The 14,522-nt window shown below is 72.0% G+C and carries 17 protein-coding genes; 10 read left to right on the top strand and 7 right to left on the bottom strand.

Annotation, left to right across the window (positions count from 1 at the left end):
• Nucleotides 1-195 (bottom strand): hypothetical protein (locus tag VFJ21_04805; GenBank protein ID HET7406443.1); only part of this gene is annotated, 195 nt, incomplete at its 3' end.
• A gap of 49 nt (nucleotides 196-244) precedes the next feature.
• Nucleotides 245-505 (bottom strand): hypothetical protein, encoded by a 261-nt coding sequence (locus tag VFJ21_04810; GenBank protein ID HET7406444.1) that lies wholly within the window; start codon nucleotides 503-505, stop codon nucleotides 245-247.
• Between the two features lie 127 nt (nucleotides 506-632).
• On the opposite strand from VFJ21_04810, the gene VFJ21_04815 reads away from it, so the two are divergent.
• Together VFJ21_04815 and VFJ21_04820 are read left to right on the top strand one after the other, a co-directional pair.
• Nucleotides 633-2,399, top strand: coding sequence for a DEDD exonuclease domain-containing protein (locus VFJ21_04815; protein HET7406445.1), 1,767 nt, complete (start codon nucleotides 633-635; stop codon nucleotides 2,397-2,399).
• A gap of 68 nt (nucleotides 2,400-2,467) precedes the next feature.
• Nucleotides 2,468-2,755 carry an Lrp/AsnC ligand binding domain-containing protein gene (locus VFJ21_04820; protein HET7406446.1) on the top strand — a complete coding sequence of 96 codons (288 nt, stop codon included), beginning with the start codon at nucleotides 2,468-2,470 and terminating at the stop codon, nucleotides 2,753-2,755.
• A gap of 307 nt (nucleotides 2,756-3,062) precedes the next feature.
• Here VFJ21_04820 and VFJ21_04825 read toward each other — a convergent pair whose 3' ends face one another.
• The 3 genes from VFJ21_04825 to VFJ21_04835 form a co-directional block, all read right to left on the bottom strand.
• A complete protein-coding gene (locus VFJ21_04825) occupies nucleotides 3,063-4,658 on the bottom strand; it encodes a SpoIIE family protein phosphatase (GenBank protein ID HET7406447.1) in 1,596 nt (531 codons plus the stop codon).
• A 113-nt stretch (nucleotides 4,659-4,771) separates the two neighbouring features.
• The gene (trpD, locus tag VFJ21_04830; GenBank protein HET7406448.1) at nucleotides 4,772-5,836 is read right to left on the bottom strand and encodes an anthranilate phosphoribosyltransferase; all 1,065 of its coding nucleotides are present in this window, start codon (nucleotides 5,834-5,836) and stop codon (nucleotides 4,772-4,774) included.
• 4 nt (nucleotides 5,837-5,840) lie between these two features.
• Nucleotides 5,841-6,296: a hypothetical protein gene (locus tag VFJ21_04835; protein HET7406449.1), complete on the bottom strand. Its 456-nt coding sequence runs from the start codon at nucleotides 6,294-6,296 to the stop codon at nucleotides 5,841-5,843.
• Nucleotides 6,297-6,416: 120 nt separating this feature from the next.
• On the opposite strand from VFJ21_04835, the gene VFJ21_04840 reads away from it, so the two are divergent.
• The 3 genes from VFJ21_04840 to VFJ21_04850 all read left to right on the top strand — a co-directional run bounded on the left by VFJ21_04840 (nucleotide 6,417) and on the right by VFJ21_04850 (nucleotide 7,974).
• A complete protein-coding gene (locus VFJ21_04840; GenBank protein HET7406450.1) occupies nucleotides 6,417-6,884 on the top strand; it encodes a transcriptional repressor in 468 nt (155 codons plus the stop codon).
• Nucleotides 6,872-7,315, top strand: coding sequence for a rubrerythrin family protein (locus VFJ21_04845; protein ID HET7406451.1), 444 nt, complete (start codon nucleotides 6,872-6,874; stop codon nucleotides 7,313-7,315). The genes VFJ21_04840 and VFJ21_04845 overlap by 13 nt, the downstream gene beginning before the upstream one ends.
• A gap of 65 nt (nucleotides 7,316-7,380) precedes the next feature.
• On the top strand, nucleotides 7,381-7,974 hold the full coding sequence (locus VFJ21_04850; protein HET7406452.1) for a DUF3501 family protein: 594 nt from the start codon (nucleotides 7,381-7,383) through the stop codon (nucleotides 7,972-7,974).
• A 124-nt stretch (nucleotides 7,975-8,098) separates the two neighbouring features.
• Here the strand turns inward: VFJ21_04850 and VFJ21_04855 are convergent, their stop codons facing one another.
• Nucleotides 8,099-9,112, bottom strand: coding sequence for a cytochrome c oxidase assembly protein (locus VFJ21_04855; GenBank protein HET7406453.1), 1,014 nt, complete (start codon nucleotides 9,110-9,112; stop codon nucleotides 8,099-8,101).
• A 73-nt stretch (nucleotides 9,113-9,185) separates the two neighbouring features.
• On the opposite strand from VFJ21_04855, the gene VFJ21_04860 reads away from it, so the two are divergent.
• From VFJ21_04860 to VFJ21_04880, 5 genes are all read left to right on the top strand, one after another.
• A complete protein-coding gene (locus VFJ21_04860) occupies nucleotides 9,186-9,797 on the top strand; it encodes a heme-copper oxidase subunit III (protein HET7406454.1) in 612 nt (203 codons plus the stop codon).
• A gap of 141 nt (nucleotides 9,798-9,938) precedes the next feature.
• Complete coding sequence (locus tag VFJ21_04865) at nucleotides 9,939-10,682, top strand: c-type cytochrome (GenBank protein HET7406455.1); 744 nt, start codon at nucleotides 9,939-9,941, stop codon at nucleotides 10,680-10,682.
• Nucleotides 10,679-11,836: a Rieske 2Fe-2S domain-containing protein gene (locus VFJ21_04870; protein HET7406456.1), complete on the top strand. Its 1,158-nt coding sequence runs from the start codon at nucleotides 10,679-10,681 to the stop codon at nucleotides 11,834-11,836. Before VFJ21_04865 ends, VFJ21_04870 begins: the two co-directional genes overlap by 4 nt.
• Entirely contained in the window at nucleotides 11,833-13,503 is a 1,671-nt protein-coding gene (locus tag VFJ21_04875; protein ID HET7406457.1) for a ubiquinol-cytochrome c reductase cytochrome b subunit, read from the top strand. The genes VFJ21_04870 and VFJ21_04875 overlap by 4 nt, the downstream gene beginning before the upstream one ends.
• Nucleotides 13,504-13,570: 67 nt before the next feature.
• The gene (locus VFJ21_04880) at nucleotides 13,571-13,876 is read left to right on the top strand and encodes a hypothetical protein (GenBank protein HET7406458.1); all 306 of its coding nucleotides are present in this window, start codon (nucleotides 13,571-13,573) and stop codon (nucleotides 13,874-13,876) included.
• A 109-nt stretch (nucleotides 13,877-13,985) separates the two neighbouring features.
• Here the strand turns inward: VFJ21_04880 and VFJ21_04885 are convergent.
• A partial coding sequence (locus VFJ21_04885; protein ID HET7406459.1) for a cytochrome P450 occupies nucleotides 13,986-14,522 on the bottom strand: 537 nt, incomplete at its 5' end.

Below are 14,522 nucleotides of genomic sequence, written 5' to 3' on the forward strand. Positions count from 1 at the left end.
GTCGGCCTCGTCCCCGGCCATTCCCCCGGCCATCCGCAGCGGCGGGATCAGCCCACCGTCGGCGAGGGCCCGCAGCGCCCGCTGCTCCGCAGGGTCGACGTCGAGCAGGCCCGGCGGCTCACCCAGCAGCACGGTGACGACGCAGTCGGTGCAGGCGTCGCCGCGGACGGTGCAGGTGTCGCAGTCGATCAGCACGAGAGCCTCCTCGGCGGGCGGACGGTCGGATGACCGGTTGCCGAGGACGCTAGGCGGGGGGTGCGACAGTTTCGCCGCCGGCCGCGGGGCGCGGCACGATCTCGACGCTGTCCACGGCGTTGCACCAGCGGCAGACCACCTGCTCGACCTGGTCGTCGAGCACCTCCCGCTCCTCGACGGCGATCGCACCGGAGAGGTCGACGTGGACGTACTCCCGGGCCCGCGTCGTACGCCTGACGTCGAACCGCGTCAGGTTGCCGCACAGCGTGCAGCGCCACCGGGTGGTGTCGTCGGGCAGCGGCACCGGCACGGCGTCTCCTTCGGGTGGGCCGGGTTTCGTGGGACCGACGGGAGCGTACGGCGGGGTCATCCACAACTGTCCGGGCGGCTGCGCGTGGCGCCACGGAACTGTCGGCGGCCGGACCTACGGTCGCGACGTGACGACGTTCCCGCTGCCGCGCCAGGCGACGTTCGACGAGCTGGGCACGCCGCTGCGCGCCGTGACGTTCGTCGTCGTCGACCTGGAGACAACCGGCGGGTCGCCGACCGATGCCCACATCACCGAGATCGGTGCGGTCAAGGTGCGCGGCGGCGAGGTGCTCGGCGAGTTCCAGACGCTGGTCGACCCGGGGGTGGGCATCCCGCCGTTCATCGCCGTGCTCACCGGAATCACCGACGCGATGGTCGTGGGCGCGCCGCGCATCGACGCGGTGCTGCCGGCGTTCCTCGAGTGGACCGGCGACGACTCGGTGCTGGTGGCGCACAACGCGCCCTTCGACGTCGGCTTCCTGCGCGCGGCGGCGGCCCGGCTCGAGCGACCGTGGCCCGGCTTCGACACGCTCGACACGGCGCGGCTGGCGCGCCGCGTGCTGACCCGTGACGAAGCGCCCAACTGCAAGCTGGCCTCGCTGGCGCGGCTGTTCCGCACGACGACCGAGCCGTGCCACCGGGCGCTGGCCGATGCGCGGGCGACCGTCGACGTGCTGCACGGGCTGCTGTCACGGGTCGGCGGGCTCGGCGTGCAGTCGCTCGAGGAGCTGCGCACGTTCAGCGCCCAGGTGTCGCCGCAGCAGGCCCGCAAGCGGCACCTGGCCGAAGCGCTGCCGCACGCCCCCGGTGTCTACCTCTTCCGCGACGCGCGCGGCCGGGCGCTCTACGTCGGCAAGAGCAAGGATCTGCGGTCCCGCGTGCGGCACTACTTCCTGGCCAGCGAGCCGCGCACCCGCATGGCCGAGATGGTCGGCCTCGCCGAGACCGTCGAGCCGGTCGTGTGCGCCCACGGGCTCGAGGCCGAGGTCCGCGAGCTGCGGCTGATCGCGGAGCACAAGCCGCGCTACAACCGGCGGTCGCGGTTCCCCGAGCGCGCGGCCTACGTGAAGCTGACGGTCGAGGCGTTCCCCCGGCTGTCTCTCGTGCGGCGGGTGCTCGACGACGGGGCTACCTACCTCGGGCCGTTCGGGTCGGCACACCAGGCCGAGCTGGCGATCGCCGCGCTGCACGAGGCCTTTCCCCTGCGCCAGTGCAACCGCCGGCTGTCGGCGCGCCGGCCCACACCTGCCTGCGCGCTCGCCGAGCTCGGCCGCTGCGGGGCGCCGTGCGAGGGGTTGGAGTCGGAGGCCGAGTACGCCGTCCACGTCGAGGCGACCCGGCAGGCCGTCACCGCGGACCCGCGGCCGGTGGTCGAGGCGCTGCAACGGCGCATCGCCCTGCTCGCGGGCGACGAACGCTACGAGGAGGCGGCGGCCCATCGAGACCGGGCGGCCGCCTTCGTGCGAGCGGTCGCGCGTCGCCAGCGCCTGGTCGCCCTGGCAGAGGTGCGGCTCGTCGCTGCGCAGCGACGGCCCGACGGCGGCTACGACCTGGCCGTCGTGCACCACGGTCGGCTGGTGGCGGCGGGGGTCGCACCGGCCGGCGTCGCGCCCCGGCCCTACGTCGACGCTCTGCTCGCCACCGCCGAGACGGTGCGCCCCGGCCCCGGACCGACACCGTGCGCGAGCGCGGAAGAGATGGAGTGCGTGCTGCGCTGGCTCGCCGCTCCCGGCACCCGGCTGGTGGCCTGCGAGGGCGACTGGCGCTCCCCCGCCCGGGGCGCGGCCGGGCTGGCCGGCTGGCTCGACGCGGCCCAGGCCGGTCGGGAGGCGGCCCGGCCCTTCGACGACCGGCGCGCCCTCCGACCCACCCACCGGCCCGCCCGCGCAGGCTGATGACCCGGCGCGGCCGGCGTACGACAGCGGCTGCCGATAGCGTCGACGCCGGCAGCGAGGAGGCACCCGTGATCACCGCGATCGTGATGGTCAAGGCCGAGGTCGACCGCATCCCCGAGGTCGCGCAGGCGATCGCCGACCTGCCGGAGGTGAGCGAGGTCTACTCGGTCACGGGCGAGGTCGACCTCGTCGCGATGGTGCGCGTACGCCGGCACGAGCAGCTGGCCGACGCGATTGCCGACCGGCTCAACAAGGTCGCCGGGGTGCGCGAGACCCAGACGCACATCGCGTTCCGCGCCTACAGCCGGCACGACCTGGAGGCGGCCTTCGCCATCGGCCTCGACGACGCCGACTAGCGAACCGCCGGGCCGCCGGGCCGCCGGGCCGCTGGGCCGCCGGGCCGCCGGGCCGCAGGGCCGCCGGGCCGCTGGGCCGCTGGGCCGCTGGGCCGCTGGGCGGCTGGGCGGCTGGGCCGCTGAAGACGATCACTAAAGTGGAGTTACGGGCATTCGAGGCCAGTGAAATACGGACGAACCGGGCAGTGGATCAACCACTTGTCCACTATTGTGATCAACTTCTGCGTCCACGACGTGTGAAGCGGGAGCGCTCCGGGGCGACAGTTGCTGCACGCAGATGATCGAGCAGGTCGCCCGCACTAGCTCGTCAGGAGACGGCGTCCTGGCTGCGGGCCTTCGTCGTCTGCGCGGGCTGCGGCACCGGCATCCCGACCATGACCGCCACGACAGTGACGTCGTCGCGGTTCCAGTCGACCGCATGCTCGCGGGCGGCCGCGAGGCAGGAGTCGACCACCGTCGCCGGGTCGGCCGGCAGGCCGCCGACCGCGGTGCTGATGCCCGCCACGCCGAGCAGCGCACCGTTCTCGTCGCGCGCCTCGATCAGCCCGTCGCTGAACGCCAGCAGCACCTGACCCGATCCGATGTCGACGAGCTGTTCCCCCCACGCCCCACCGAGCGACGAGAGCAACGGGCCGGTCGGCACGAGCTCCGACTCCGCGCGATCCGCCAGCCGCCCGCCGCGGACACCCACGACCAGCGCGGCCGGATGGCCGGCGTTGGCCCAGCGCACCTGCCCGGTCACGGCGTCGACCTCGGCGATGAGGCAGGTGGCGAAGCGTTCGGCGTCGCCGCCCGGCTCGGCCGTGAAGCTCTCGCAGGCCGCGCGCATCGCGACCGCCGGGCCATGGCCCAACGTCAGCGCGGCGCTGATGACGTGCTTGAGGCGTACGGCGACCAGCCCGGCCTCGGCGCCGTGCCCCGAGACGTCGATCACGACCAGCGCAAGGCGGCCGTCGGCCAGCCGCACCAGGTGCGCGACGTCACCGGCGAGTACGCCTTCGGCCGCGTGCACCGCGGTCGCGGCCCGCAGGCCCGAGAACTCGACCAGCCGGGGCGGGCGCAGCTGGGCCTGCAGCCCGCTGACGACCGGCCCCCGCTGCGCGAGGCCGCCGTGCGCCGCCCGGGCGGAGTCGAGCTCGGTCACGATCCGGCGCCGCATCGCCTCGGCGGCCTCGCCGACGACCGCCATCTCCATCGGTCCGGACGGCTGGATCGCGCCCTGCAGCTGACCCCCGGTGACCCGGTCGAGCTGCTCGCGCAGCGACCGCAACGGGGTGAGCACCCACCGGCCGAACAACACCCCGGCCACCACCAGGAACAGCAGCGCGAGGATCCCTGCGGCGAGCAGGACCCAGTCGAGCAGCGTGCTCGCCTCGGCGGCCTGGTCGGTGGCCTGCCGCTGAGTCCCGTCGACCAGGCGCTGGAGCCGGCCGACGGACTCGCGCAGCGCGTCGAACGCCGCCTTGCCCGCACCCGTCGCGACCTGCCGCGCGGCCGCCGCCTCGCTGCCCGTCCGCCTGGCCGCGATCTCCGGGTCGGCCCCGACCCGGTGCCAGTCCGAGATCGCATCCTCGACGACGACCAGCTGGTCCAGCGGCTCCGGATGCCCGACGAGCAGCCGGCGCAGCCGCGCGATCGTGGCGGCGGTGTCGCGCAACCCGGTCTTGTACGGCGCGAGGAACGAGTCGTCACCCGTGATCAGGTAGCCGCGCTCGCCGGTCTCCTGGTCGACGATGTCGGCCAGCAAGGTGCGGGTCGCCACTGCCGCCGGTGCCAGCCGCTGGCGCAGGGCCTGCTCGGCCTGGTGACGCTGCTGCACGCCGTACCCGATCGCGGCGCCGGCGGCCAGCACCAGCAGCGAGAGCGCAAGGGCGAACGCGACGGCTCGCCCCCGCAAAGTCATGGACCAACCCTAGGTGAGATCGCGCCTGCTCAGGACCGAAGATCCGACGCAAGATCCACGGGCAACCCGGCCTGCGGCTGCCACCGCATCTGCACGCCGCAGCGCACCCGCCGTCAGCGGGCGGCTGCCCTGCTGGCGGCCACCCAGCGCTCGAGCGCATCGCCCGCAGCACCCGAGTCGAGCGCCTCCGCGGCCCGGCGAAGCGCCCCCTCCAGCTGCGCAGTGACCGGCGCGTCCCCGACCCCGTCGACGGCGACCAGACCGGCGGCGGCGTTGAGGAGTACGGCGTCGCGCACCGGTCCCCGCTCCCCCGCGAGCACCGCGCGGGTGACCCCCGCGTTGTGCGCCGCGTCGGCCCCGCGCAGGGCGTCGGGCGGCGCATAGGTCAGGCCGAGGTCGGCCGGGTCGACCCGCTCCTCGCGCACCTCACCGCCGGCCACCGCCCAGACCCGGGAGGTCGTCGTCGGCGTGAGCTCGTCGAGCCCGTCGTCGCCGCGGAACACCAGCGCGGACGCGCCCCGACGGGCCAGCACCCCGGCCATCACCGGCGCCATGACCGGGTCGGAGACGCCGACCGCCTGCGCGGCCGGGCGGGCCGGGTTGGTCAAAGGGCCGAGGAAGTTGAAGACCGTAGGGACGCCCAGCTCGCGGCGCGGAACGGCCGTGTGCCGGAACGCCGGGTGGAACACCGGCGCGAAGCAGAACCCGATGCCCGCCTCCGCCACGCAGGCCGCGACCCCGGCGGGCGGCAGGTCGACGACGACGCCGAGCTCCTCGAGCAGGTCGGCCGACCCGCAGGCCGAGGACGCGGCGCGGTTGCCGTGCTTCACGACGGTCGCCCCCGCACCGCGCACCACCAGCGCGGCCATCGTCGAGATGTTGACGGTGTGGGCCCGGTCGCCGCCGGTGCCGCAGGTGTCGACGACCCTGCCACCCACCTGCAGCGGCTCGGCGCGCTCCAGCATCGCGGCGGCCAGACCTGCCACCTCGGCAGCGGTCTCCCCCTTGGCGCGCAGGGCGACCGCGAACCCCGCGACCTGGGCGGGCGACGCGTCGCCGGCCATGACCTGGCGCATGGCCCAGGCGGCGGTCTCCTCGGCGAGCGGCGTACCGGCCAGCAGCGCGCCCAGCACGGACGGCCAGGTCGGCTCGTCGCGGACGCCCCCCGGCCCGCTCACGCGGTCAGACCGGGCGGGAGAGCTGCCGGGTGACCCCGAGCAGCAGGTCGGTGACCGCCTCCGTCAGCGTCACCGCGTCGATCGGGTGCGCCACCACGGCCTCGGCGTCGGACCACGTCGCGAGCCACGCGTCGTCGCGGCGGCCGACGATGATGAGCACGAGCGGGGCGACCAGCAGCTCGGCCTTGAGCTGGCGGCAGATGCCCATGCCTCCCGCCGGCCACGCCTCGCCGTCGAGGATCGCGAGCTCGACACCGCCGCGCTCGCACGCGGCCACGACCTCCTCGCCGGTGCTCGCCTCGACGTAGTCGAGCGTCAGCCCGCGGGCCGGCCGCCGGCCGAGCGCCGTCCGGACCCGGTCGCGCACCTCCGGCTCGCTGCTGTAGACCAGCACCAGATGCGGCTCGGCGTCGCCGGCGGGCAGGGCGGCGGGCGGGCTGTCGTGGTCGGGCGCGGTCACGGCGGAATGGTAACCGGGCGGCCCGCCCCGCCTCGGCGTACCGCCCTTGCCTCGACACGGCCGCGCGACGCATAATGAGAACGGTTCTCAAATCCTGTCGGCGACCCGAGGGACCGTCCGATGACCTCCGAGCTCCACGACCTCCGCTTGACGCCGCAGCGGCGCGCCGTGCTGCAGGTGCTCCACGAGGCCGACGACCACCCGACCGCCGCCGACGTGTTCGAGCGCGTACGCCGGCTGGTGCCGGGCATCGGCGCGGCGACGGTCTACCGCACGCTCGCGCTGCTCGTCGACAGCGGCCAGGCGCTCGAGCTCTCCCTCGGCGACGGCGACAGCGCCCGCTACGACGGCAACGTCTCCCGGCACGACCACCTCGTCTGCGTCGACTGCGGCACCGCGATCGACGTCTCCTCGCCGCTCCCCCGTCGCGCCGTCGACGAGCTCGCCGCGACGACCGGCTTCACGATCACCAGCTACGACGTGCAGTTCCGCGGCCGCTGCGCCCGGTGCGCAGCGGATCCGCGGCACGGACAAGAGCCCACCGCACCACCCACCCCTCGGAAGGAGCACCAGTCATGGCGTCGCTGAAGGGCACCAAGACCCACGAGTCCCTGAAGGAGGCGTTCGCCGGCGAGAGCATGGCCAACCGCCGTTACCTCTACTTCGCCCGCAAGGCCGAGCTCGAGGGCTTCGCCGAGGTCAAGGACCTGTTCGAGGACACCGCCAAGGGCGAGACCGGCCACGCGTTCGGTCACATGGACTACCTCGTCGAGGCGGCCGACCCGGCCACCAACGAGCCGATCGGCACCACCGACGCCAACCTCGCGTCCGCGGTCGCCGGCGAGACCTACGAGTTCACCGCCATGTACCCCGGCTTCGCGAAGACCGCCCGCGAGGAGGGCTTCGACGAGATCGCCGACTGGTTCTCGACGCTCGCGCGGGCCGAGAAGACCCATGCCGGCCGGTTCCAGAAGACCCTCGACCGGCTGCGCGCCGGCGAGATCAAGGCCAACGCCTGACGGTTCAGACGTACGACGGGGGCCGGGACGCACACGCGTCCCGGCCCTTCCCACAAGGAGCCTCGATGCCCCAGACCCTCGACCGCGACCGCGTCATCACCGACCGCCAGGCCTACACCGAGCGCCGGCCCGAGCTGCGCCGCGAGGTCATGGCGCTGCGGGCCACCCGCCGGGTGAAGCTCGGCGACCAGCTGGTGCTGGAGTTCGAGAACGCCGACACCCTGCAGTACCAAGTGCAGGAGATGGTCTACGCCGAGGGGCTGACCGAAGCGGCCGACGTCGCGCACGAGGTCGACTCCTACTCGCGGCTGCTGCCGTCGAGCCACGAGCTGTGCGCCACGCTGTTCATCGAGCTCGACGAGGTGGCGACGGTGCGCGAGGAGCTGTCGCGCCTCACCGGGGTGCAACACCACCTCTGGATCGAGGTCGGCGGCCATCGTGCGCCGGCCCAGGAGCTGCCCGGCCCGGACGAGGACGGCCCGTCGGAGGCGACGTACTCCGTGCACTTCCTGCGGTTCCACTTCGACGATGCCGCCCGCGACGCCTTCCGCGACCCCGAGGCGCCCGCCGAGCTGGTCGTCGAGCACGCGGAGTACGCCGAGTCGGTGCCGCTTGCCGGCGCGACCCGCCTGTCCCTCCTGGCCGACCTGTCGCTCTAGCGCCCTGAGCAGCTCCTGCGGCATGACCCGGTCAGGACCGCGACTACTGCCGCGGTGTCGGGCCTAAACGATCTCCAAAAGGCCCCACACCGCGGCAGTAGACATAACGCGTGGCAGTCCTGGCCTAGCGGGCGAACCTGCGGGCGCGACCGGCGGCCAGGTCGGCCAGGTAGGCGTTGTACGCCGCCAGCTCGTCGTCCTCGCGGTGCTCGGCCTCGGCGCGGTCCATGCGCCGGTCGGTGCGCCTGGCCTCGCGCTCGTCGGCGTGCGACCACTGCAAGAACACCGCGACGAACATCACGATCGAGATCAGGTCGCCGGACGCCCACAGCAGCCCGCCGCCGATGGACTGGTCGGACGCGAGCGACGGCCCCCAGGTGCGGCCGAGCTCGGCGTAGTAGTGGCCGGCGATGATCTGGTGCCCGCCCATGATCGAGATGCCGAGCCAGGCGTGCATCGGCAACGTGATGAACAGCACGAGGACCCGCATCAGCGGGTGCAGCCGGCCGGGTACCGGGTCGAGCCCGAGCAGCGGCCAGAAGAACAGGCACCCGGCGAACACGAAGTGCACGTGGGTGAGCTCGTGCAGCCAGTCGTGCTCCAGCGTGGCCTGGTAGAGCGGCGTGAAGTAGAGCACGAACATCGTGCCGACGAAGATCGGCGCGGCCACCAGCGGTGAGCCCAGCACCGCGGCGACCCGGCTGTGCAGCACCGTCACGAGAGCCTGCCGCGGCCGGCCGTGCCCGAGCGCCCGCAGCGCCAGCGTGACCGGCGCGCCGAGCGCCATGAAGATCGGCGCCACCATCGACAGCACCATGTGCTGGACCATGTGGACGCTGAACAACGTGTCGTCGTAGACGCCCAGCGACGACAGCGTCGCGATCGCGATGCTGCCGAGCCCGAGGCCGACGAACGAGATCGTGCGGCCCCGGGACCAGGAGTCGCCGCGGGCGCGCAGCCGCCGCACCCCGCCCAGGTAGAGCCCGGCTCCGACGAGCAGGAGCACGACCACGACCGGGTCGATCTGCCACTCGGTGAACGCCCGCGCCACGGTCAACGGCGGGGGCAGGTCGTGCGGCGCGGCGCCGTGGGCCGACAGCATCCCCGGCAGAGCACCGAGCGGGGCCGCGACCAGCACGCGCTCAGGCTAGGTCAACCGACGCGCGACGGGGCGGGGGGTCGGACCTTCGGGGCGGGCCCGTGCTGTAAGAATGACCGCCGTGACGTCGGCCCACGCCCTCGAGAAGATCCCGTCACACGGCACCGTTACGCGACCCAACATGGTCAGCGTCGGCACGATCGTGTGGCTGTCCTCCGAGCTCATGTTCTTCGCGGCACTCTTCGCGATGTACTACACGATTCGCGAAGTCCAGGTCGGCACCACGGGCTGGCCGCCGCCCGGCGTGGTCCTCGACCTCAAGGCCGCCGCGCCGTTCACCATCGTCCTCGTCCTGTCCAGCGTCACCTGCCAACTCGGCGTGTTCGCGGCCGAGCGGGGCGACGTCTTCGGCCTGCGCCGGTGGTTCGTCTACACGTACGTGATGGGCTCGGTCTTCATCTGTGGTGAGGCCTACGAGTTCTTCGTGCACAACGACTTCTCGTGGTCCAGCCACGCCTACGGGTCGATCTACTACCTGATGACCGGTTTCCACGCCCTGCACGTGCTGGGCGGTCTGCTCGCGTTCCTGCTCATGCTGGGCCGTACGACGTTCGGCCGCTGGACCCCCAACGAGGCGACGTCGGCCATCGTCGTCTCCTACTACTGGCACTTCGTCGACATCGTCTGGGTGGCCGTGTTCGCGACCATCTACCTGATCCGCTGACCCGGATCGCCGCACCGAGATCCGCCCCTATCCGCCCCCGATCCGCACCCGCGGGCCGCTTGCGAAGGACGAGGAGTACGACGCGTGAACGCCGCAGCGCCACCGTCTGCCGCCGCACGAGTGGGCCGTCGCCTACGCGGAATGTCGCGCTACACCCTGGTCGTGGTGCTGCTCGCGGTGATCGGCGGGGTCTACGCCCTGGCCGCCCCGCGGGGACATGCCGCTGAGGGTCAGACCCAGAAGGACGCGGTCGCGGCCGGCTACCAGCTGTTCCTGACCGGCTGCTCGAGCTGCCACGGCCTGCACGCCGAGGGCGGCAACCGGGCGCCGAGCCTGATCGGCGTGGGCGCGGCGATGGTCGACTTCCAGCTCGGCACCGGCCGGATGCCGCTGATGAATCGCGGCGCGCAGGCAGTCCGCAAGACCCCGCGCTACACCCAGGGACAGATCGACCAGATCTCGGCGTACATCGCCTCCCTCGCCCCCGGACCGGCGATCCCGTCGAACCTCGACTACAAGAAGGGCAACCTGCAGGAGGGGCTGGAGCTCTTCCAGGCCAACTGCGCGGCGTGCCACCAGGTCGCCGGCATGGGCGGCGTGCTGACCTACGGGAAGTTCGCCCCGAGCCTCACCGCGGCGACCCCCAAGCAGATGTACGAAGCGATGACGGTCGGCCCGGAGAACATGCCGGTGTTCGGCGACAAGATCATCTCGCCCGACAAGAAGCTCGCGATCATCAACTATCTGATGACCCAGCGCAGCGAGGCCAACCCCGGTGGCATGGGCCTCGGCCGCACCGGCCCGGTCGCCGAGGGTCTGGTCGCCTGGACCGCCGGCATCCTCGCCCTGGTCGGCCTGTGCATGTGGATCGGAAAGCGGATATGAGCAGCGACGAGCCGCGCAAGCCCGAGGACTTGGGCAACCAGCCCCCGGCAGCGGAAGAGGCCCGGCTGCGCCGGCGCCCGGTACGCCGCCAGCAGGAGACGGAGAGGCACCCGGAGGCGGCGCGCGAGACGGAGTCGCAGCGCACCCGCCCGTGGGAGGAGCCGGAGTACACCCGGCCGTCCCACGCCAGCGAGGTCACCAGCGAGCCGCAGGCGGAGCAGGTCGACGCGGCCGCCATGCTGCGGGCCGAGCGCGCGGTCACCGCGATGTTCCTGCTCTCGGTCCTGGGCACGGCGCTGTTCTGTTTCGGGTTCGTGTTCTTCAGCCTGCACAACTCCAACTACGGGCAGACGCTCAACCTGGTCATCGGCGCGGGGCTGACGATCTCGCTGTTCGGGCTCGGTGCCGGCTTCGTCATGTGGGCCAAGAAGCTCATGCCGCACGAGGACGCCGTGCAGGAGCGCGAGCCGATGCACTCCCCCGAAGAGGAGGAGCTGCTCACCGAGGAGCTGTTCCTCAAGGGCGCCGACGAGCTCGGCATCCCGCGGCGCAAGCTCCTTCGGCGTACGGCGCTGCTCGCACTCGGCATCTTCCCGATCCCGATCGTGTTCGCGCTGCGCGACATGGGCCCGCTGCCCGGCAAGAAGCTCTACCACAGCGGCTGGCGCAAGGGCGTGCGGCTGGTCGACCTCGACACGCAGCAGCCGATCAAGGTCGGAGACCTTCCGGTCGGCGGCTACGCCACGGTGATGCCCGAGGGCTTCGGCAGCGTCAACGAGTTCCCGACCGGGCCGACGATGCTCATCCGCCTGCCACCGGGGGTCAACCAGCCCGCGAAGGGCCGGGAGGACTGGGCGGTCGGGGGCCACGTCGCTTACAACAAGATCTGCACCCACGCGGGTTGCCCGGTCGGCCTCTACGAGCAGCAGACCCACCACCTGCTCTGCCCGTGCCACCAGTCGACGTTCGACGTACCACGCGCCTGCAAGGTGATCTTCGGCCCGGCCGGCCACCCGCTGCCGCAGCTGCCGATCTACGTCGACAAGGACGGCTACTTCCGGGCGCAGAGCGACTTCCACGTGCCGCCGGGCCCGAGCTTCTTCTGGCGCAAGAGCAAGACTCCCGCGGGTGAGCAGGAGGCGAAGAAGGCGTGAGCGTCAACCCTGAGATCGCCACCCGCAAGACGCTGCGATACGTCGACGACCGGCTCGCATCGGCGTCGTTCCTCCGGCGTACGTTCAACAAGGTCTTTCCGGACCACTGGTCCTTCATGCTCGGCGAGATCGCGCTCTACAGCTTCATCATCCTGATCCTCACCGGCACGTTCCTCGCGTTCTTCTTCCACGCCAGCACGAGCGAGCTCGTCTACAACGGCTCCTACGTGCCGCTCAAGGGCGTGGAGATGTCGGAGGCCTACGCCTCCACGCTGCACATCAGCTTCGACGTGCGCGCCGGCCTGCTGATCCGGCAGATCCACCACTGGGCGGCGCTGCTGTTCGTCGCCTCGATCGTCGTGCACCTGTGCCGGGTGTTCTTCACCGGCGCGTTCCGCAAGCCGCGCGAGATCAACTGGGTGATCGGCACCGCGCTGCTGACCCTGGGCATCCTCGAAGGCTTCGCGGGTTACTCGCTGCCCGACGACCTGCTGTCCGGCACCGGCATCCGCATCGGCTTCTCGGTGCTCGAGTCGATCCCGCTGGTCGGTGAATACGCCGCCTTCCTGCTGTTCGGCGGCAACTACCCCGGCCAGGAGTTCTTCCCGCGGCTGTTCATCGCGCACGTCTTCCTGCTGCCGGGCATCATCGCGGGCCTGATCGGCGCGCACCTGATGATCCTGTGGCACCAGAAGCACACCGACTTCCCCGGCCCGGGCAAGACCGAGCACAACGTCATCGGCTCGCGGCTGTGGCCGACCTACGCGCTCAAGGGCCAGGGCTTCTTCTTCCTGACCTTCGCCGTGCTGGCCGCGCTCGGCGCCTTCTTCCAGATCAACCCGATCTGGCTGTGGGGCCCCTACAAGCTCTCGAACGTCAGCATGCTCGCCCAGCCGGACTGGTACATGGGCTTCCTCGAAGGTGCGCTGCGCATCTTCCCGAACCTCGAGAGCCAGTTCCTCGGCGTCACGATCCCTTGGAACGTCTTCCTCCCGTCGATCGTGCTGCCCGGGCTGCTGTTCACCCTGCTCGGCGTCTATCCGTGGCTCGAGAAATGGTGGACCGGCGACAAGGGCTACCACCACGTGCTCGACCGCCCGCGCGACAACCCGACGCGCGTCGGCATCGGCTGCATGGCGCTGTCGTTCTACGTGCTGCTGTTCGCCGCCGGCGGCAACGACGCGATCGCCGCGACGTTCTCCCTGTCGGTCAACGCGGTCACATGGTTCTTCCGGGGTGCGGTCTTCATCGTCCCGCCGATCGCGTTCTACTTCGGCAAGCGCATCGCTCTCGGCCTGCAGCACTCCGACCGCGAGCTGCTCGCGCACGGCAAGGAGACCGGCATCATTCGCCGGCTGCCGAGCGGCGAGTACATCGAGATCACGACGCCGATCTCCGACCACGCACGGGCGGTCATCGAGCGCCGGCCGATGATCGAGGAACCGGCGCCGGACACGGGTCACCCACGGCCGACTCGCGGCTCGCAGGCCTACCCCCGCGGGGGCATGGTGGCGACGGCCCAGCGCCGCCTCTCGGACTTCTTCGTGGAGCGGCGTACCCGCGCACTGCCGCCCGGCCGTCCCACCGACGGCAACGGCCACGGCAACGGGCACGGGCCGAACGGCGACCCCGACGCGGGCGAGCCGCTGCGCAACCCGAGCGAGTGAGCGGTACCCCGGAGCGGATGAGCAGGCCGATCCCCCGACGTAGCGCACGAACCCGAAGGACGTCCGCATGAGCGCACCGCTGCCCCCCGAAGAACGCACGATCGAGCAGCGCAAGAGGAAGGCCCCGTCGCCCGGTCAGGCGTGGACGATGGTCTCGGTCATCGTGCTGGGATTCATCATCGGCGGGCTCGGGCTGATCTACAACTACGACGGCTACCTGTGGCTGCTGTACCTCGGCACCGGGCTGGTCGCGGTCGGCTTCCTCTACGGCTGGTGGATCAACATCTTCGAGTTCACCGAGGAAGAGACGCGGATCTACGCGGCGGGCAACACCGAACGGGTCGAACCCGCCACCGAACCCCACCACGGGTAGGCCCGTCCCAGCCCGCCCGTCGCCCGTCCCAGCCCGGCCAGATGGTCTCTAGCGGGCTAGCTCGCCAGTGCGGCCGGGCGGTCAGCCTGCGGGTGTCCAGCCGGGGCGGTCAGCCTGCGGGTGTCCACCGGGCCGGCAGGTGCTTGATGCCGTTGATGAACGACGAGAGCAGCCGGTCGGGCTCGCCCGCCGCGTGGATGTCGGGCATCCGGCGGAACAGCTCGCGGAACATCACCGTGATCTCACGACGCGCCAGGTGGGCCCCCAGGCAGAAGTGCGGGCCGGGCCCGCCGAAGCCGACGTGGGGGTTCGGGTCGCGGGTGATGTCGAAGCGCAACGGGTCGGTGAAGACCTCCTCGTCACGATCCGCCGACCAGTAGTAGAGCAGGACCTTGTCACCCTCCTTGAGCTCGTGACCGCCCTCGAGGGTGTAGTCGCGGGTGACCGAGCGGCGCATCCAGGCGACGGGTGAGGCGTAGCGCACGATCTCCTCGACCGCCGTCGGCGCGTAGCGCTCGAAGTCGGACAGCCACAGCTGCTTCTGGTCGGGGTTCTGGGTCAGGAAGTGCAGCCCGTGCGCGATCGCGTTGCGGGTCGTCTCGTTGCCCGCGACCACCAGCAGGATGAAGAACGACCCGAGCTCCTG

This window comes from Mycobacteriales bacterium (assembly GCA_035690485.1).
Classification (GTDB): Bacteria; Actinomycetota; Actinomycetes; order JAFAQI01; family DASSKL01; genus DASSKL01.

Bases quoted from the DNA above. Each gene is read 5' to 3' on its own strand.
- VFJ21_04860 (HET7406454.1), top strand. From the start codon at position 9,186: ATGACCGCCGTGACGTCGGCCCACGCCCTCGAGAAGATCCCGTCACAC.
- VFJ21_04880 (HET7406458.1), top strand. From the start codon at position 13,571: ATGAGCGCACCGCTGCCCCCCGAAGAACGCACGATCGAGCAGCGCAAG.
- VFJ21_04870 (HET7406456.1), top strand. From the start codon at position 10,679: ATGAGCAGCGACGAGCCGCGCAAGCCCGAGGACTTGGGCAACCAGCCC.
- VFJ21_04850 (HET7406452.1), top strand. From the start codon at position 7,381: ATGCCCCAGACCCTCGACCGCGACCGCGTCATCACCGACCGCCAGGCC.
- VFJ21_04845 (HET7406451.1), top strand. From the start codon at position 6,872: ATGGCGTCGCTGAAGGGCACCAAGACCCACGAGTCCCTGAAGGAGGCG.
- VFJ21_04825 (HET7406447.1), bottom strand. From the start codon at position 4,658: ATGACTTTGCGGGGGCGAGCCGTCGCGTTCGCCCTTGCGCTCTCGCTG.
- VFJ21_04840 (HET7406450.1), top strand. From the start codon at position 6,417: ATGACCTCCGAGCTCCACGACCTCCGCTTGACGCCGCAGCGGCGCGCC.
- VFJ21_04865 (HET7406455.1), top strand. From the start codon at position 9,939: ATGTCGCGCTACACCCTGGTCGTGGTGCTGCTCGCGGTGATCGGCGGG.